This window comes from Flavonifractor sp. An91, assembly GCF_002159225.1.
In the GTDB taxonomy this organism is placed as follows: Bacteria; Bacillota; Clostridia; order Oscillospirales; family Oscillospiraceae; genus Flavonifractor; species Flavonifractor avicola.
This window is the reverse complement of sequence record NZ_NFHA01000034.1, coordinates 13393-32007: the sequence shown is the minus strand read 5'-3', so window position 1 is coordinate 32007 and position 18615 is coordinate 13393. Positions and strand designations below refer to the sequence as shown.

General features: G+C 55.9%; 5 protein-coding genes. 1 reads left to right on the top strand and 4 read right to left on the bottom strand.

Annotation, left to right across the window (positions count from 1 at the left end; translation table 11 throughout):
* Nucleotides 1–84: 84 nt before the first annotated feature.
* Entirely contained in the window at nt 85–2274 is a 2190-nt protein-coding gene (locus B5G42_RS14830) for an S-layer homology domain-containing protein (RefSeq protein ID WP_162611121.1), read from the bottom strand.
* A 167-nt stretch (nt 2275–2441) separates the two neighbouring features.
* Between B5G42_RS14830 and B5G42_RS14825 the strand changes: the two genes are divergently transcribed.
* The gene (locus B5G42_RS14825) at nt 2442–2819 is read left to right on the top strand and encodes a sensor histidine kinase (RefSeq protein ID WP_162611120.1); all 378 of its coding nucleotides are present in this window, start codon (nt 2442–2444) and stop codon (nt 2817–2819) included.
* Between the two features lie 195 nt (nt 2820–3014).
* Here the strand turns inward: B5G42_RS14825 and B5G42_RS14820 are convergent, their stop codons facing one another.
* Genes B5G42_RS14820 through B5G42_RS14810 form a run of 3 tightly spaced genes read right to left on the bottom strand, consistent with a single transcriptional unit; the run spans nt 3015 to nt 18609 of the window.
* A complete protein-coding gene (locus B5G42_RS14820; RefSeq protein ID WP_087271934.1) occupies nt 3015–4424 on the bottom strand; it encodes a S8 family peptidase in 1410 nt (469 codons plus the stop codon).
* A gap of 4 nt (nt 4425–4428) precedes the next feature.
* Nucleotides 4429–11055, bottom strand: a complete 6627-nt coding sequence (locus B5G42_RS14815; protein WP_162611119.1) for an S-layer homology domain-containing protein — start codon at nt 11053–11055, stop codon at nt 4429–4431.
* Nucleotides 11056–11097: 42 nt separating this feature from the next.
* The gene (locus B5G42_RS14810) at nt 11098–18609 is read right to left on the bottom strand and encodes a DUF5011 domain-containing protein (protein WP_140399863.1); all 7512 of its coding nucleotides are present in this window, start codon (nt 18607–18609) and stop codon (nt 11098–11100) included.
* Nucleotides 18610–18615 lie beyond the last annotated feature (6 nt).

The window sequence follows — 18615 nt, the reverse complement described above, 5'->3', positions numbered from 1 at the left end:
CCTGCCGCACTGCTGGAATCACAGCCGGAACACACAGTTTATGTTCCGCTCTCTCCCGGATTTCTGTTTGGACTTTTTCACCCATCAGCCGCTGATGGGGGTAGACAGATTGGTCTTAAGGGCGGTGATCTGGTCAGCAGCGAGACCGATGCCGGTCAGGTAGTCCTCCGCGGCTTTCTGCAGGTCCACCTTGGACAGGTCGGCGCCCTTTTCCAGGCCCGCCAGGTCACGGAGCATACCCACAGCCACCTCGGAGATCAGCTTGTACTGCTCGGAGTTCTTCTCCACATGGTAGTAGTTCTCATAGGACACCATGTAGTCGGCCATGATCTCCTCCTGAGAAGCGCCCATCAGGGCCTCCAGCAGGATGGCGGTAAAGCCGGCCCGGTCCTTACCCTCGGTGCAGTGGAAGGCATAGGGGCCCTCGTGGGCGATCATGAACTGCAGACCGGTCTTGAGCTTGGCCTGGAAGTCGGCGGCCTTATAATCCACGCCCATGTTGAGGGCGATCACATTTCCCGCCTCATAGAGACCCTTGTAGTAGGGAGAATCAAAGCCCTCGGCGGCAAAATAGCCCTGGATGGCCTCGTCATCGTCGGCCAGGTTGACCACGGTCTTGACGCCGGCCTTTTCAATCAGGTCGTCGGCATAGGCAGCCCGGCCGATTTCGGGGTTCACGGGGCTGCTGGTGCGGTAGAGCACGCCCTCGGCAATGTCGCCCACGGTGATGGCGCGGAAGTTGGCAAACACCTCGTCGGAGGCGTAGTCGCTCCGCTCGTTGGTGCGCTCAAGCTGATGGGCCTGATACTGACCCAGGTAACCGGCCTTCTCAGCCAGCGTGAAGGTGACAATGTCGCCCTCCTCCACGCCGTAGGTGCCGGCAAAGTTGCCCATGTTGATGGCAACCACAAGGATGTCGCTCTCCTTATTGTCACGCACCACGCACTCGCCGGTGTTTACATCGCTGTAGGCGGTGCAGAAAGGGATCTCCAGGCTCTGGCCGTTCACAGTCACGTCCAGCACGTCACCCAGCTCCAGGCCCGCGGTATAGAGCACCTCAGGCTTGATATCCAGGTCCAGGTTGCCGTATTTCTCGATGGCGGCCACGCTGCCCACCACGGGCGCCCGGCTCACATCATAGGTGTTGGCGAAGATCGCGCCGTTGACCACCCACACATCGGAGAAGTCGGGCTTGCCGTCCTTGTTGGGGCAGACCAGGTAATCGCCGTAGCCGTGCTCGGAGACGGGAACGTTCACATGGAGCACATCGCCCCAGGCGGTATTGACGGTGAGGCGCACGTCCTTGGGAACAAAGCAGGCAAAGTTGGTGTCGGGCTCAGCCTTGGTCTTCAGGTCGATAAAGGTATCCTTGGAGTTGGTGAAATCCTCCGCCTTGAGAGCGGTACCGTCGGCCTTGGTGTAGGTCTCCAGCACCTTGCTCAGCTTGGTGACCCACTGCTCGCCCACGGTGCCCTTGAGGACCACGCTCTCCCCGTCGTCGGTGGCGGTGTAGTCCACATTCTCCAGGTCGTTGTGGAAGGTGGTGTCCTTGGAGACCATCATGCCCTGGATGGTATACTCCGCCTTGCCGGTGAGGAAGAAGTCCTCGGCATGGGCCTTGATGTAGTCCTCAGCGGGGATCTCAAAGGTGAGCTGGCCAAAGTTCATCAGAATCTGGGCCAGCTCGGAGCGCTGGGCAGTCCCGGTGGGATTGAGCTTATTCTGGCTGCCAGAGAGGATACCCAGCGCCACAGCCCGCTCCATACCGTCCCTGGCCCAGTCGGCCACGGAGGCGGCATCCGCATAAGTGCTCAGGTCGGCATTGTCGGCCTGAGCGCCCTGGGCGTCGGCGTAATCGGCAAAAACCTTGCCCAGCTCCTGCCGGGTCATGGCCCGTTCGCCGCCGAAGGCGCCCTGGCCCACGCCGGTGGTCAGGCCCTCATCCTCAGCCCAGGCGGCAGCGTCGGCGTACCACTGATCGGAGACATCGTTGAAGGAGGCGGCCTCGGCCACGGCAGGACGACCTGCCATGTTGTACAGGGTCTGATACACCATACCCCGGGTCACGGTGAGAGAGGGTCCAAAGGCGTTGTTACCGGTGCCGTTCATGATCCCCTTTTCAGAGACATAGGAGACGGCAGGGGCATACCAGGCGTCAGAAGCCACGTCAGTAAAGACGGGGGCAGTTCCTTCCGCGGCCATGGCAGGGGCGGAGATGCCCAGCGTCAACGCGGCAGCCAGAGTCAGGGAGAGGAGTTTTTTGCGTTCCTTCATTTCAAACATTCCACCTTTCCACATTTGTATCCCACCACTGTTGGGATACTTCTTCCATATGCCATAGTAGCAAAACCGGTTTAACAATACAAGCACATTCTTGCGGGATCAACCGTCTTTGTCTACAGAGCATTCGCTTCAATGACCGCTTCACGCTCCACTCCGATGTGGCAGAGGATACCCTCTATATTCAAATTCCCAAACTTCTGGTGCAGCCCGTAATTGAAAATGCCCTGAAGCATGGTCTGGAGGTCAAGCGGGGGAAAGGAAATATCTGGATCTCTGCATTCCGCACAGCAAATCGTCTGGAAATTGCCGTAGAGGATGACGGCGTAGGGATTTCTCCCACCATTTTGAAAGCGCTGAATGAAAAACTGGCTCAAGGCCAAGCAGAACGGCTAGGCAGTTCCACCACCTCAAACATCGGCTTGGCTAACATCAATGAGCGGATCAAATTGATTTATGGCACAGATTACGGCGTCACTGTACTAAGCGCAGAGCAGCAGGGCACTCGGGTAATTCTATCGTTAGGTATTCTGTCATGACATATATGGCAGGTGCAAGGTCAACCCGGGCCTCTGGCCCATATCTACCAGAATAGCTATCAAATATACTTTACTAAAGAAATGCGATATAAAAACAGCAAAACCGTAAGGGAAAACCTTATACAACAAAGCTCCCCAAAAATGAGAAGTCCGTTTTTCGATGAAATAGTTCGAAAAACGGACTTCATTCATGTTTTACTGTTCCAAAAAACGTTTCAGGATTGCGGCAGCTTCTGCTCTCGTTATATCACCCCGGGGGTCAAGCAAGTTGTTTTCTTTGCCTGAAAGCAGACCATAATCGACGGCCCACGCTACACTTTCTCTTGCCCAACCGGAAACAGCGTCCGCATCAGCAAACACAGTCAGGTCGCCTTGGCTGGCCGTATGGATCCCCTTGTAGTCCCCATAGCGGCTCATGACTGCCGCTATTTCCTCGCGGGTCATATTTTGATCAGGCGCAAATTCCCGATCAGAGACTCCTGTAATGATGCCGTTTTCCGACGCCCAGCAGACAGCATCCGCATAATACGCATCTTCCGCAACATCATCAAACTTCAGCACACTGTTCGTTTGCAGCCGGCCATCCGCCCTGTAAAGTATGGTAATAAACATTGCCCGTGTCAGGAGTTCATTGGGAGCAAACTCAGTGTCGGATACACCGAAAAACAATCTGTTCTGTTCGGCATAGCAAACGCTGTCAAAATACCAATCTGTCTTTTTCACATCGGAGAAGCAAGAAATTTCACCCTTGTCAAAAAGGCTTAAATGCTCAAAAAACAGGGTTGGATCAAAGATGCCGTATCCGCTTTCTTCATCATAGCCTTTTTCGCAGATATCCTCACAGCTGGATCGCAAAAAATACCGGATCTGGTGGGGCAAAAGTTCCGGATAAGCTTCAAGGGCAGCTGCGGCATAGGACGTGATCAGCGCGGCTGAATAGGATGTACCCGTCACCAGTTCGTAATCGTCGGCGTTTTTTATGGAGACAGCATTTACCTTTTCGCCGGAAAAGAGCAAATCCAGCCCGCTTCCGTGACAGGAGAAAGCAGAAGGCTCCAGCGTTTCGTTATGGCTTCCGACGCCGATCACCGTAGGATATGCGGCGGGATAATAGACACTTCCCCCGTCGTTTCCGCAGGCCGATACAATCAAAACGCCCTTTTCTTCCGCATAGTCAACCGCCTTTTTTAATGCTTCATTTTCCTTCGGTACACCGCTGCTGATATTGATGATCTTGCAGCCGTAGCTGTCAATGGCGTCGTATATGGCGCTGCAAATGGCTTGGATGCCTCCGTTTATGGCGACGCCTGACGGGTACTGTGAATAATATACCAGCGGTACGATCTGGCTCTCACTGGACGGGGAGATAATTTCATTATCCAGCGTGCCGAGAATTAAGCTTGCAATCCTTGTTCCGTGACCGACTTTATCCTCAGTGCCGCCGTATTCCGAAACATAGTTCTTTCCCTCCAGAATCCGGCTGCTGTCAAGAATATGCTCTTTTTGTGTGACGCCGGTGTCAATCACACCAATTTTAACAGAGGCGGCAAATGCCGCCTCTGTTAAAATTACGATAAGCAATAAGAGTATCAGTATTTTTTTCATAGGCTTATCTGTTCTGAAGCAGGGAATAAATCAGTCTTGTCAGTATGGTTGCGGCTTCTACACGGGCAGCCAGGCCTTGCGGTTTGAAGCTTCCATCCTCGTATCCGATGACGAGTCCCAGATTTCTGGCCGCCACCACAGAATCGTATGCCCAGCTGCTGATCTGCCCATCATCCGTGAATTTACCGGCGGGTTCAGTCTCTATCTGATATCCTTCGTACTTCAAATAGCGGTCTATCATGGTACAAATCTGCTCGCGGGTAATCTTGTCGTTGGGACCGAAATGCTCCGCGTCATATCCCTCAATGATACCGTTATACGCGGCCCAGGAGACATATTCCTCATACCACGAACCGGGTTCAACGTCGGTGAAGCTGTGGGCATCATAGGTACCCAAATTGCCGTGCATTCTGCCAAGCATCGTTACAAACATTGACCTTGTAAGGTCTCCTTCCGGGACAAACAGGTTGCCTCCCACACCAAGCACCACTTCTCTGGCCGATGCGAAATCCACATAATCGTAAGCCCAGTGGGTCTCCGGAACATCATCGAAGTTGATGCCATCCACAACGGTGATCCTGTAAGTCGCACGGACCGGCGCAATAAACCGGAACACTCCGTCTACAACGGCAGACTTGGCAACTGTGATATAGGTTCTTCCGCCGTCTGTGCTGTACTGTGCCACGACATGATTCTCGTTTTCAACCGGTTTTCTCAACGGATATGTAACAAGTTCGCCTTCCTCGGCAGTTACCGTTGCAATAATATCTGTGACCGAAGTGGTCGGGCGTCCGCTGCTTTTCGCTTTGAAATTCGCTTTTGCTTCTACGGACGTGTTCGGCATGGTAAAGCTGATGGTGGTCGCGCTGGGATCGGATACGGTCACACCCGTGAGGACCCAGCCATTGAAGACATATCCATTGTCGGGGGTCGCGGTGAGCGTTACCAGATCACCAGGGGCGTATCTTCCGCCGCCCGTAACCTTTCCGCCGATGGTAGAGGTGATTGTTACGCTGCCCTCCTCCAGCGGCGCGCCAAAGGTTACGGCATCGGTCAGGTAGGCGCCCTTGGTAACTTCCAGTCCGCCCTCCACAAAGCCCTGGGAATTTCCGCTGATCTCCAGCAGTCCGTCGGCGTCAACATATGCGCTGCCTTCCACTGCGGTGCAGTTCCACACGACATTGGGGCCGGTCAGCCGGAACGTGGTTCCGTCAGACGTCACGCCCGCAAGGGAGAGAACCACAGTCGTATCATCCGCCGAAGCCGGAATGTTTCCGTTGTCCACGACGTTGCCATTGATCAGCACCTTTACCCGCTGCAGATCCGCCAGGCCGCCGTGGGTGACGGTGGCATACTCCGTCAAGGAGTTCCCCGCCGCGTCTGAAGCAGTGATGCAGAGTTCTCTCTGGGAGGCGTCATTGGGGGCGTAAACGGTAACGTCAAAGCTGAACAGGCCGTCCTGATCTATGGTCCCGCCCAGCTGCGAAACGGTCTTTCCCGAGCAGATTTCGACTCCGTCCGATGTGATGGTAAATCTTGCGTCGCTGTCCGTCACACCGCTTACGGTAACCGTTCCGTCCTTGTCGTATGTGCTTCCGTTGAGCGGCGCGGAGAGCATGAGCCTGGGCGGGGTCGTATCAACCACAAAGGAATAGCTGTATTGGAATCCATCGCCCTGGTCGTCTTTCCCCTTGATGGTGAGGGTATGACCGCCCTCTTTCAGCTCCGTAAGCGGAATGGAAATGCTTGCGGTATCCGTAAAGGTGCCGTACGCTCCGCTTCTGTATCCGTCGCTGTCGGGGGTGAGAGCTCCGTCAACGCCCCATTCTCCCGTTACGCTTTCCGTTACGGCCGCCGTAAAGCAGATGTCGCTTGCGGTGTAGGTCTCCCTGACAACGGATACTTCCTGTGCAGGCGTATCCGGATCGTTATCATGGTCTGCCATTACCAGTTCCGAAATCTCCTGCTTCTGCACGTCCGCCTGAATCGTCACTTCCGGTGTGGTCATCTCCGGCACGGTGATGGAACTTGTCAACACCTCTTTGCCGTAGACCACCGCGTCGTACGCGCCGTTGCCGTCCGAATCCACCAGGCAGTAGGGCGTGACACCCACCTGGTAGCTCTGTCCGGCGACAAGGCCTTTTTTCTCCTCAACGCCGTTTTCGTCCACACCGGTGTAGCTTCCGCCGATGGTAATGACTGTTGCGCCTGTCTCGTTTTTGGTATATGCAAGTCCGTCAACATCCGTGGAAGTCCCGTCCGCATAATAAACCGTCGCCATATATCCCATGGTTTTTCCGTCGACGGGCTGGGCCACATTCACTCCGATTTCCAGGTTGCCGGCGGGATAAACATCCGAAATCACAGCTGTCTCAGGCATATTGGCGTTGGTATAGGATATCGTGGAGGTGCTGTAAACCGCGCTGTTGACCTCATCTTCTTTGGAATATACCGCACGGAGGTAATAGGTTCCCGAGGGCAAATCCGCAGGCAGAGTCAGCGACGCGGCTGCGCCGGAAAGGGTAGTGACATCTTCGATACTGCCAAGGTATCTGACGCCGCTTTCCGCCGCGGGATCCGTATCCTCGGTCAGATAGAAGCTGATCTTGTCCAGCTCCGCCGTCTTCGTTCCGGTCCACGTCACGTCCAGCTGACTGCCGTTGATGCTGGCGCTGACTGCCGTCAGCTCGGGGAGGGGATCCACGTTGTAGATCACGGCGTTGGCCTTCGTTGTGCCGGTGGATATGTACCAGTCCTTGCCGTAGTCCGCCGGATCTGTCACCGTGAACGCGTACGACGCCTTCTTCGTATTCTCGTCGAAGGTAATGTTTGCGTTCGCGCTTTCCATATTGCTGCCGTCATATGCAACGATGGGATACGGGGTTCCATCCATATTCATGCTGGAATTCACGAGGAACCCCTGCGCGATCTCCCGGGCCTGCTCCAGACTCTCGGCATCGTAATCGATCCGCACGATGGCGGCCGCGCCGCCCGTGTAAGTCCCGAGATTGAATTTGTGCAGCAGCAGGTCGCCGCTGGACTTGAGCTCCGCGTCAAACAGCTGCGGCAGCTCCGACGTGTCCACGACCTCCGCCATTTCCATACCGGAAATGTTGGTGCCGATCCGTGCATAGAGGGTCTGACTGCGTTCCTCATCATAGTATACGGGGATATCCTCGTGTCCCAGAAGTTCCGGAAAGCTGGGCTTGGCAAGGGAATCTCCCGTACCGAAATCCACCGAGTTATCGCCCCAATAATAGGCGATGCCCACGCGGACGGAAAGGATCTCCACATTGCCCCAGATCTTTTCGGTGCTGATGCCCAAATCGGCTCCGGCCACTGTTGTACCGCCGAAGACCGGCACCGACTCCGGAATGTTCACCGATGCATGGGCGAACATCTCAAAGAACCAGTCCGTGTAGTTCTTTCCAATCAGGACGATATAGCCGCCGCCCTTGATCACGCCCTGGAACAAATCCACCGAGATGGACGCCTCCAGATCGATGCCGGGATACCATTCCAGCCCCAGGCTGATTTTCTCGATGGCGTCGATGGTGCCGAAAATCTTGAGATTCTCCGCCTTCAGGCTGATGCCGGTGGCGCCGACGGTCAGTGTCGCCTTACCGTCCAGAACCTGCACGATACTGAAGCTGGCCGTTACGATCAGCTTGAGCGGCGGTACCGAGTCCGTCATAAAGATGGTGTCGTAAATGTCGGAGATTCCGCCGCCTCCGCCCTTGAGCCAGACGACGCCGCAGCCATCGATATTGAGGCCCGGATTGAACCCGCCGATGTAGAAATAGATGTCGTCGGGTACCGGGACATCGTCGTGGCTCTTGAAGGAGAGCTTCGCCTCCAGTGAAAAGTTGGCAAGCTTCATGCTGCCCTTAAATCCGAACGACCAGTCGTTGATGGTGTTGACCTCCAGGGTACCGGTGACCTTGGGCAAGGCGGAAATATAGTTTTGAATGCCGATATCCACCTTAAAGTTAACGCCGATCAGGCCCTCGCCGCACCCGTAGAGAATATCACGGACCATCACGGAGGCGGAAATCTCCTTATTGTCGTCTCCGCTCTCGTCGATGTTCGACCAATCGTATGTCCGGTACAGCGCGTCGTTGTTGGTGTAGATGTAGCTGTCAACGCTCTGCGCCTCTTTGTAGTTGCGCCAGAAATCCTTGATCTTCTGCCAGTAGGTGGTCTTGAGCGACTGATCCGGATTTTCGGCAAGGCTCTGGCCGGTGGGTTCCGGGCTCTTGGTAAAGCTCAGATCCAGGCTTGCCGAGAAGGAGATAACCCGGCCAAGTTCCTTCCCGTTGTCTTTCATGACGCCCAGTTCGCCGTATGCCATCTGGAACACCATACCGGCAATGGTCTGCCCCGGGCTGTAGGTTGTGGGCCACAGGAGCATAATGGTGTTGTCGTCGAAATTCGGGTCCCGGACGCCGTTTTTGTCATAGGGGATCAGAGAAAAGCTCTTTCCCTGTTCCAGCCGTGTGAGTCCCGATTTGCCATTCCAGATGGTGGTGCGGGCATTGCTGGTCAAAAGCTCGCCGTCAAATTCCACCACCACATCGGTGAGAGGCTGTCCCTCCGGCACATCCTTGTCATAATACACAGACATGGTGCCGTTTTCGAAGTCCATGGCGCCGTTGATGTTGACGCAGTTGTCGACTTCGTACTCTCTGGTCTCCTGATTGACACGCTTGGTGCTGGTTGCGCTGTAATACGTTCTCTTGGAGCTGTCCTCCAGCGTGTAGGTGGACTTTGAAAATTCACCCCGGAAGATCAGAAGAATCTCGGAATATCCGCCGGCGTCCTGGAATTTCTGAAAGGCTTCCTCGTCCCGGAAAGAATCGATTTGATAGGTAAAGTCGCCGGCGCTTTTCTCATATTTGGTCACCGTCAGGATGCCGTAGCTGTCGTTTTTGTACTTCACATCCTCCGACACGGTAAAGTTGAGGCAAGAGGCCGTCTGATTCTGGTATTCTTTCTGAATCACGTCTTCTGCAACGGCCGCATCGGTCCACTCCAGCTGCAAGTACCAGCTTCCGGGCGCCATCTGGACCGAGTCGTCGATGGCCACATCCATCACGCCGTCCTTGATGCTGATAAACTCGTGGTCGATGGTATGCGACGTTTTTTCATCCACGCTGCGCGCAACCAGATTCCAGTTGCCGCGGTTATCCAGAAGCGCCGGGTTTTTGACCGTTACATACAGATGCCTTGTCCCGGAGGAATAGATGACCTTGGGCGTCATCTCGGTAAAGCTCACCTTGGGAATGCTTCCGTCGGCGCCCGGCAGGAGGATGTAGGCCACTTGCTCTCCCAGTTTCTTCTCTTCCACGATGGCGCCCTGGGTCTCCGATGTGTCGTAGATGCCGATGGTGATCCGCTCATAGGCCGCCGTATCGGTTACCTGCGCCTGGAAGTACAGGGTTTTGGAGTTGATATCCCCCACATTCACATTGGCGTAGGTGATGATAAACGGGTCTGTGGAGCCGAACTGGGAATTGTTTTCCGCGCCCATGTCTCCCAGCGAGCGCAGATTCTCGGTGGTTCTGACCACCAGAGAAATGTTCTCATAATTCTGGGCGGTGTCGGAGGCGTAGTTTTCAAAGGTGACGCCGGCTGCAAAATCCGCAATGCCCTGGTCCGTCTGCCGGACATAATCGTCTCCCGCGTCATTCAGCGTAAGGCGCAGCGGAGCGGACACGTCGACGGTCATTTTTTCTGCCGCGGAGACGTCCTTGTGGGAATACACGCCGTAATAGGTCACCATGCTTACGGGCGTGCTGCCTACGCTGCCCAGGTCATAATAGAGAGCATATGCGCTGTCCGCCGTCAGATAATCGTTCTGGGTCTTGGTGAAGTCCATGGAACTGTCCGGCACAAAATCAAACAGGGACGCGGCCAGATTGTTCCAGTGGCCAAAGGCCGCCTGATAGGGCATGGCCTGGGGACTGTTGACCGAATAGGCGGTAATTGCCGGGTCAAAAACATTGTCGAGACAATAGAAGTTTTGCGGAATCGGGTAGTCCGTACCATCCAAAATCTGCTCGGTGGAGATGGCGTGGGTGACCGACTCCTCGTCTACCGCCTGATAGGTTCCGAAGTCGTAGCCGCCCAAGGCGGTGTCCCAAAGGACACGCGCCTTGATATTGGCGTTGCTACCGCTGCTGTTGGTGGCACTCAGGGAGATCGAAACCATGCCATGCTCGTTGGAGCTTGCATTGGCCAGGGAGATGGTCTGGGTAAAGGTATAGCTTCCCACAGACCAGACGGCAACAATGTCGCTGTTTTCCGTGGCCTGGGTCACGGTGACGCCCTGATGACTGGGATCGCTGCTGTCCCCGTACTTGCCGCCGAAAATATAGTCGGAGACTGTCCCGTCCGCTTCTGTGACACGGAACGAAACAAAGGAGGTGTCATACTCGCCCGTGTGATAGAGCAGATCTTTGTTGTTATCTGACTTCTTCAGTGAGTCACCGTTGACCGTATTGACAACAAATCCGCCGTTTTCCTTGGAGACCTGCACCCGGATATAGCCGTTATCCAGGGAGTAGGCCTCATGTTCTGCTGCCAGCGCGGCGACTCCCTCCAGAGGCACGATCCCCAGAAGCAGAACCACACAAAGCAAACACGATAGGATCCTTTTCATATTTTCGCCCCCTTACGCTTCCACATAGAGAATTGCGCGGAATGTCATTCTGCTCTGCGTAATGACAGATACCGTATAGAACCCCGGGGTAATGGTGAAATTGCCGTCGTCATCGATCTGAACGTCTGCACGCTTGTTCTTGATCTGACCGATGGTCAAAATACCCTTGCTGATTTTCACCGTATACGGTTCCAGGACACCGGGCGCGATGTTCTGGATGTGGGAGACCAGGATGTTATGGGTCCCTGCCTTGAGTACGGTTGTACCTTCCGGCTCGATCAGTGTGCCGTCGAGATAAATTCCGGGGTTGTTCTTGTCGTAAACAGAAACATATCTGATTGCGGTCGATTCATTCCCCGCCTGGTCCCGCGCCGTGTAGGTCACGCTGTAGATGCCGATCTCCGCAAGGTTGACGGCGCTTGCGTCGTAAGTCCAGTTTTCCACCATGGTCTGGCTTTCGGGCTCCCAGGCCGTGACGCCTGCGTCGAGGGCGGCCGTAAGCTCTGCCTGAGCGCTGTCCTGACGAATGCGGATGGTGCCGTTTTCGAAGCTGATGGCCGGGGGCGTGCGGTCGATGTTCCCCACGGGAATATTGATTACGCTTTCATTGCCAGCCAGATCCGTCGCAATCACAGAATATACGCCGTTCTGGCTGAAGGAGAACTCCTTGGACTCGTCGGCCTGCAAGGGGTATGTCTGGCTGCCCACCGTCAGGGTACAGGCCTCGTCCACGGTCACCGTGATTTTCTGGTCCGTACTGGTGACGGGCAGCTCCGCCGGGTCGGGGGTAAAGGTCAGCTTGGGCGCCGTCCGGTCAATGTTGTTCACCGTAACCGTCGCCACCGCGCGGTTGCCCGCCTCGTCCACGAACAGGTACTCGTAGGTGCCGTTCTGGGTGATGGTGACCTCCAGCGGGGTCTCGGCGTCATATACGGCGCCCGCCTTGCCGGCGGTGGAACAGAGGACGCTCTTGTCCGGCGTCATGGTCACGGCCACCGCATAGGGGACATTATACCCGCTCCGTTTCAGCTCCGTGGCCTTCACCTTCACGTTGGGAACCACCTTGTCGATGGTCTCCTCCGGCAGATACACTTCGGCTTCTGTGCTTTTGCCGTTGGGGGCCGGAACCTGGAACCGGAGGCCGATCCCACCCTGCTCGAAGCACACCGTCAGCCCATTGGTGGTAACCGTATAGCTGGCAGGACAGTTCTCGATATCCTTGATGTCTCCGCTGGGAAGCTCGGTCCAATCCTGACCGTCGTAGGAGTAGTGGGTCAGCTTGACTTCTTCCACGTCAAGGGCCTTGTTGGATGTGATATGTGCGTAGACCGAGGTATTGACCGGCGTTTGGGTGTACCAGCTGGGGTCCGCCTGGCCGTCGCTTGAAAGATACGGCGGCGTCCATGTGGTGGTAAGCGTCGGCGGGTCGGAGTCAATGCCGGTGATCTCCACCTTTTCACTGTCGCCCATGTTGCCCACATGGTCCTGGAAGAGCAGTTCCTCCGTGGCGTTCTCCTTGAATACCTTCTTGTACCAGCCCGCGTATTCTCCCGTGGTCTCCCGCTCCAGGCTGCCGTTCATGAGCGTCACAGAAGCGTTCTGGAGATTCGTACCATTGTCGATCTCCGTGCCGTCATTGGCCGTGTCGGTGAATTTCACATAGACGGTCTGCTCATAGAGGCCGCTGTGCACAATCTTCTGCTCCGCCACGGGCTTGGTGGTGTCAAACCAGTGTTTCAGATCCACTGCCCGGATCGTGATGCAGGAGAAGTTGTCGGCTGTGGCCGCAGTTTCCCCGGACGCATTGTCCACCACCGCGATGGTGAAGTCGGTGGCCAGGTCCGCGGAAACGGTGACCGTGTTTCCGGAGATGCTTACCCCGGGCACAGTCTCACTTGCCGCCTCGCTGTATGTAAGGGAGGTGGGCGGGGTGTTCAGCACCACGATCTTGTAGCTGGAGTAGTCCGTGGCACCGACCTTCAGGCTGTATCCCTGTACGTAACCGATGCTTGTAAACTCGTTTGCAACATCGTTTGCCGCCGTATCCTTGGAGAAGGCACCCGCGGCGGTGTAGTTGTTGAAGCGCTTGGCGTAGACGTCCACCACCACGGTGGGCACGGTCTCGTCGGCATAGGGCGCCGGCGGCGCGGCAAAGGTGATGCCGTAATCCGCAAGGTTGACCGAAAGGCTGCCTTCGTTGCCAAAGGCATCCACATACTCAAACTGGTACGAGGTGTCGGTATCCGGGTAGGCAAACCGGATCTTCTCGCCCGTATCGCCGGTGGGCGTGACATAGCGGCTGGTTTTGTAGGATACCTCCACATAGCTTGTGGTCTCGATGCCGTCGGGGAATTCTTCCAGCAGTTCCTCGGCCGTATACTCCTGGCCGAACTGGTCGAAGTAGAACCTGGGCTCCGCCTCCGGCGCACCGTCAATCATGTTGTCAATGTGGATGGTCAGCACATCCGCCCGCTGATAGTAGCCCTGGTTATACAGCTCATCCCGGGAATAGGCTCTATCATAAACGAACACCATGATGGTTCCGTTTTCCTGGCGGGTGATGGTCCGTTCCTTGGTGGGCAGGGACTCCCAGTTGGCATCGGAGATGGCCTGGATTTGTCCGTTGCCAAGATCCTTCCAGAACATGAAGGCCCGCTCGGTGTCCTCCACGCTCATGCGCGCCGTAACGGAAATGACCTCCTTGGTATAGGTCTCCGGCGAAATGATCAGCTCCACGCCGTAATCGCCGAATACATCTTCCAGCACCAGCTCCTGGGTATAAAGGGTGCCGAAAATATCATAGAAGGAGATCTCGGTGGTGCCGTCCTGGGTCACGGGGAAGCCGTCGATCCACTCCGTCTGATAGCCGGTGGGCTCGGGCAGAATCCAGGATTTTTCGGGCTGCACCGGCACATTGAAGGGCAGCATCAGCGCATAATCATAACCGCCGTCGATCTGCTGATATTCCGGCTCTACGCTGCCGCTATCTACAACATGAGGCTTGGTATTGGTGGCGGTGACATCTTTGATCTCGGTGGTACCGGTATGGCCGAACTTGTCGGTGGCCTCCACCGTCACGTCAAACTTGATCTCCGCGTCATCGCTCTCTTCCAGAAGGTATTTGGCGGCGCCGTAAATCGTGACGTCCAGATAACCGTCTGAGGTTACTTTTGGCATGACCGCCTCCACCCGGTAGATGCCCGTGCTGCTGACATTCTCCGCTTCCCAGAGGAACTCCATGTCATCCTCCGGGGTGATCTCACCCCAGTAGTCGTCGAATTCGTCGATGGCCAGCTGGAAGGTTGCTTGCTGTCCTCCTTCGTCTCCGGTTCCATCCGCTTGTTCCACTCCCAGCCGCTGGGAATAGGCCTCGTCGAAGATGAGCTTCAGATCAATGGTGCCGTCCATCAGATAGGTGGTCAGCGACAGGTCCGTGATCCGGAGCTTGATCTGATACGTTCCGTCAGACTGTGTGTTTCCCGTAGACGTGATCACCGGAGCGTCCTCGTCCCGATAGACATTGAAATATTCCTCAAAATAATAGATGCTTCCATAGGTATTGAGCGCGTAGAAATAATACCACTTATGTCCGGGGGCTGCATCGCAGCGATAGGTGCCGTCGGCCTGGGGGAGCAGTTCCAGTCTGTTGGTCCCGTCGCTTGTAAAAATCCGCACTCCCTCCATGGACTGGCCCTCATCCGGAGTAAAGACCAGCGTATTGTCGTCGGAAATCGTCACCTGCGTGTCCGCATCCTTCTGGGTCGAGAGCGTGCCGGACACATCCAGCCAGGAAGGATAGATGGTGTAATACTTGATTTCCGACTTTTTCCCGTTGGAGAGTACAGTCCGCACCGCGATCACGTTGTCGGTATTCCGGATCAGGCACAGGGGTGCATCGCCTTCGGCTCCCGGATCTGCGGGGTCGATACCGGCCACATATTCCGCGGCGCCTTCTTTATCGAGGATCGTGAGGTCCAGGCCCCCCGCCGAGCCGCTCCTGTAAATGGCGGCAGTGTCTTCCGTCTGTCCTGCCGTGACATTCCAGATCAGCTGATCCGTGTACAGGTACATGGTTCCGCTCGTTTGAATATCCTCTGTTGTCAGATAGATCTTGTGCTTGTCGTATGGTCCTCCCCAATATCGGTCTGTTTCATTGGAGACCGGCAGATAAATCACATCTCCGCCAGGCTCAACCTCCTGCTCCTGAATACCCGTGGAATATGCCATATCATGATTGAAGGGATCGCACTCCATCTTCAGAGAGGTGATGCCGAACTCCGACGGATCGGGGGCGTTCCGCCCGTCAAGATACTTCGTCTCACTGGCGCGATAGAGGTACAAACCGTTTTGCCCGCTGTTTTTTGCCTGAAGCTTCACCTGGAGATAGAAGGACCCCGTTGTCGTGTATTCTCCCGCCGGCAGGGTGATGGTCTGTTTTGCCTGGGGCTTCAACGGGATACTAAACGATTTAAGATCAGCTCCGATTCCGTATACCATCACATAGGAGTTATCGAAATCAATGATGTCATAGTTCCAGCCGGTGGTATCCTCACCCAGGTCGATCTCATAGGTCAGGCCCTCCAGAGTGGAGAGCATCGGCTCCGAGGTATAGTAGTAATAGGAATTGTCGGTGGGATCGGGAATGTCGCTCACGGGAGTGATGCTGATGTTCGGGAGGAAGTCCTGTCCCTCATCAAACGGCGTGATCGCGCGGACGGTATAGCTTTCCTCGCTGACCTCATAGGCATCGTTTCCTGCCTGGGTCACATATCCGTTTTCATCCAAAGCAAACGCACCCTTTACGCCGGCAATGATGTAGAACTGATAATCGCCGGTGCGGTATCCGAAGGTTTGAGAATACGGCTCGCTTCCGTCATTGAGCAGGTAATTGTTCAAATATTCGATGTCCTTGGCCGTTTTCTTCAGAACGGTAAAGTTCCTTCTGTCGCCCGAGGACACCTTGTACCAGTTGTTGGGATCATACGTCATTCCGCCCTCGGTGCAGGCGTAATACTCATCTGTTGTACCCGGCACCGGGTGCAGGCCCAGCAGGAAGCCGTCGGAGTCCTTGGGTTGGTAATGGATATAAAGATCGGTGGCGTAGTCGCTGCTTGGGTTGACGCTGTACGCGATCTCTTTCAGGTTGTACCGCTGAGCGCCCAGACCGTATACCACTTCATTGCCGTTTTTGTCCGAGACCTTGACCCAGAGATATTGGTTGAAATCCTCGCCGGTTTCCACGTTTTCGGTGAGGGTAATCGTGGCGGAGGTCTGGTCGAGAACATTCTCCGCCAGCACCCAGCCAGCGCTCTCGTCATCCGGCTCCGCGTCGGTGTTCGTCCACAGATAATAGGCTTCCTTCAGGGCGGTGGCTTCCGTGAGGTTGACCTGGACGGTCAATTCGCCGCCTGTATCGGTAAGTTCTCTGGTCACCTCGCCCAATTCGGCCGTGGGATAGGTGTTGTCCCAGAGCGCGTTGATGGCAAAAGTGGCTGTGCTCTCGTTGCCGGCATAATCCATCACCTGGAAGTCCAGCTCTGTATCCAGCACCTCATAGGTGACATCGTCCACCTGCTTGATATGCAGGTATTGGGTTCCCTCCACCTGGGTAAATTTGCAGTAGCCGTTATTCATGAGGGCTCTTGTCCACTCTTCCGGCTCATCGGTAGAAGAGGTAACTGCGTACTCGAATACCGTGGAGGAATAGGTGTCCGTTCCCTTGCGCCATTTGAAGCGGCCCTGGAGGCCGTTGGTCCCGGACCCGGACGCGTCGTCCGTGACGGAAAACGGGACGTAGAAGCCGCTGCCGTCCGTATAGGGTACGACCTGGTACACGCCCTCCGACTGCCCCATGGCGGTGGTGATTTTCGGCGCCGTCACGTCCAGATAAAGGGTCGCGGTATTTGCGGCGTTCACATCGGCGTCAGAGACCGACAGCGCGTTGCCGGCCAGATCAGAGACCGACTTGCTAAATTGGATGCTCTGGATGCGGATGACGCCGTCGGCGTCCGCGCAGGTCATGTCCGCCGTCAGGGTGAGCCTTTCCAGGGTGATGTAGGTAATCTCTCCCTTGGACGGGCCCTGGCTATCGCCGGCGGTCTTGATCACATTTGTGCTGGCCAGCGTGACGGCATTCCCGTCCCCGTCGCGCAGGTTCGTGGTGGCCGTGAGGCCGGTGTATTCCCCAGGCTCCAGGTTCAGCACCTCGCTGAAGGGCAGGCCGAAGTCCACGCTGTCGCCCACGCCCAGGTAGATGTCACTCTTGTCCTCTTCGCCGGAACCGAGCAGGGTCTTGATGTCCGCGTTGTTGGCGGCGGCGGTGGCGCTGATCTGGGAAAGGGACGGCGGCGTGGTGTCCAGGTAGCTCTCCGTCACGTTGCGGAGCCTGTCCGACGCTCTCATGCCGTTGCCGGCGATGTCGGTGATGTACGACGTGGCCCGGGTATAGCCGATGTTGCTGGAAGGGCTGAGCCCGCTGGTGGAGAGGGTGAAGCTCCCGTCCTCAAACACCACCTTGAGGTCGCATTCCTGCATCAGCGGGCTGAAATCCACGCCGTCGATCGGCTTCTCCATGGGCTCGCTGTCAGTGGGGACCGTGTAGGAGAAATACAGCGTGTCGTAGTCCAGCTTGGTCAGCATGGCCTGGGGGCACCGGTTGGAGCTGATCCCTTCGAGGACAAGGTACACATACAGGTCGCCGTGGGCCGCGCTGTCGTCGGCAAAGCGGATGGGCTCGTCGAATTTGACTGCCAGCTCCACCGTATCGCCGGCTTTCAAAATCCGGTTGTCAATGCCGGTTACCGAAACGATGGACGGCGCGTTGTTGTCCATATAGGTGATGACCGGCTTGGTCAACGACGCGTCGCCTTGGCACTTGCAGCTTTTATTGCCGCCGTCGTAAAAAGTACCCTGCAAGCTAATGGCAATCTGCGCACGGGGAGGATATGTGGCGACGGTATGGTAGCCGGTGGAAAGGCGTTCGTAGCTTTTTGCCATGTCCCGGCTGTTGATAAACAGATCGGGAGCAGAATGAGAGCGCGAGTTCCAGTATTCGTAAGACAGCATGACGGACGTGGTAACATTGGCCGTATTGTTTTTCAGATTAAAAAGTCCCGACTTCCAGGAATGCTGATGCTTGTAATTGTGAAAGGAAGCCGAGAGGGAGGTTTGCAGGTTATTTTCCTTTTTTCGCAGACTTCCGATCTGCTTATCATCCACAGTAAAGGAAGCGCTCTTATTGATCAGATTGTTTTCAAAGGACAAGTTGAACAGGCTGCTTTTTGTGGCTGCGTTGAACTTGCTGTCTGCGCTGATTTCCCGGTTATACAGCTTTTCATCGATGCCGGTCTGGGCGTTATAAATGGCCACCTCCGGCTTAAGGCGCGTATATGCCACATCTCCCGCCGCCAGGGCAGGGATCGACACCGTCGGCAGGAGCAGAATCAGCTGCACAACCGCCAGCAGCGCCGCCAGAATCCGCTTAGGCCGTACTCGTCCTCTTTTTCCCATCGTGTTCCTCATCATCACACC

What these genes read in the sequence shown, in the direction of transcription:
- B5G42_RS14830 (WP_162611121.1), bottom strand. Translation starts at nt 2,274, where the DNA reads ATGAAGGAACGCAAAAAACTCCTCTCCCTGACTCTGGCTGCCGCGTTG.
- B5G42_RS14820 (WP_087271934.1), bottom strand. Translation starts at nt 4,424, where the DNA reads ATGAAAAAAATACTGATACTCTTATTGCTTATCGTAATTTTAACAGAG.
- B5G42_RS14810 (WP_140399863.1), bottom strand. Translation starts at nt 18,609, where the DNA reads ATGATGAGGAACACGATGGGAAAAAGAGGACGAGTACGGCCTAAGCGG.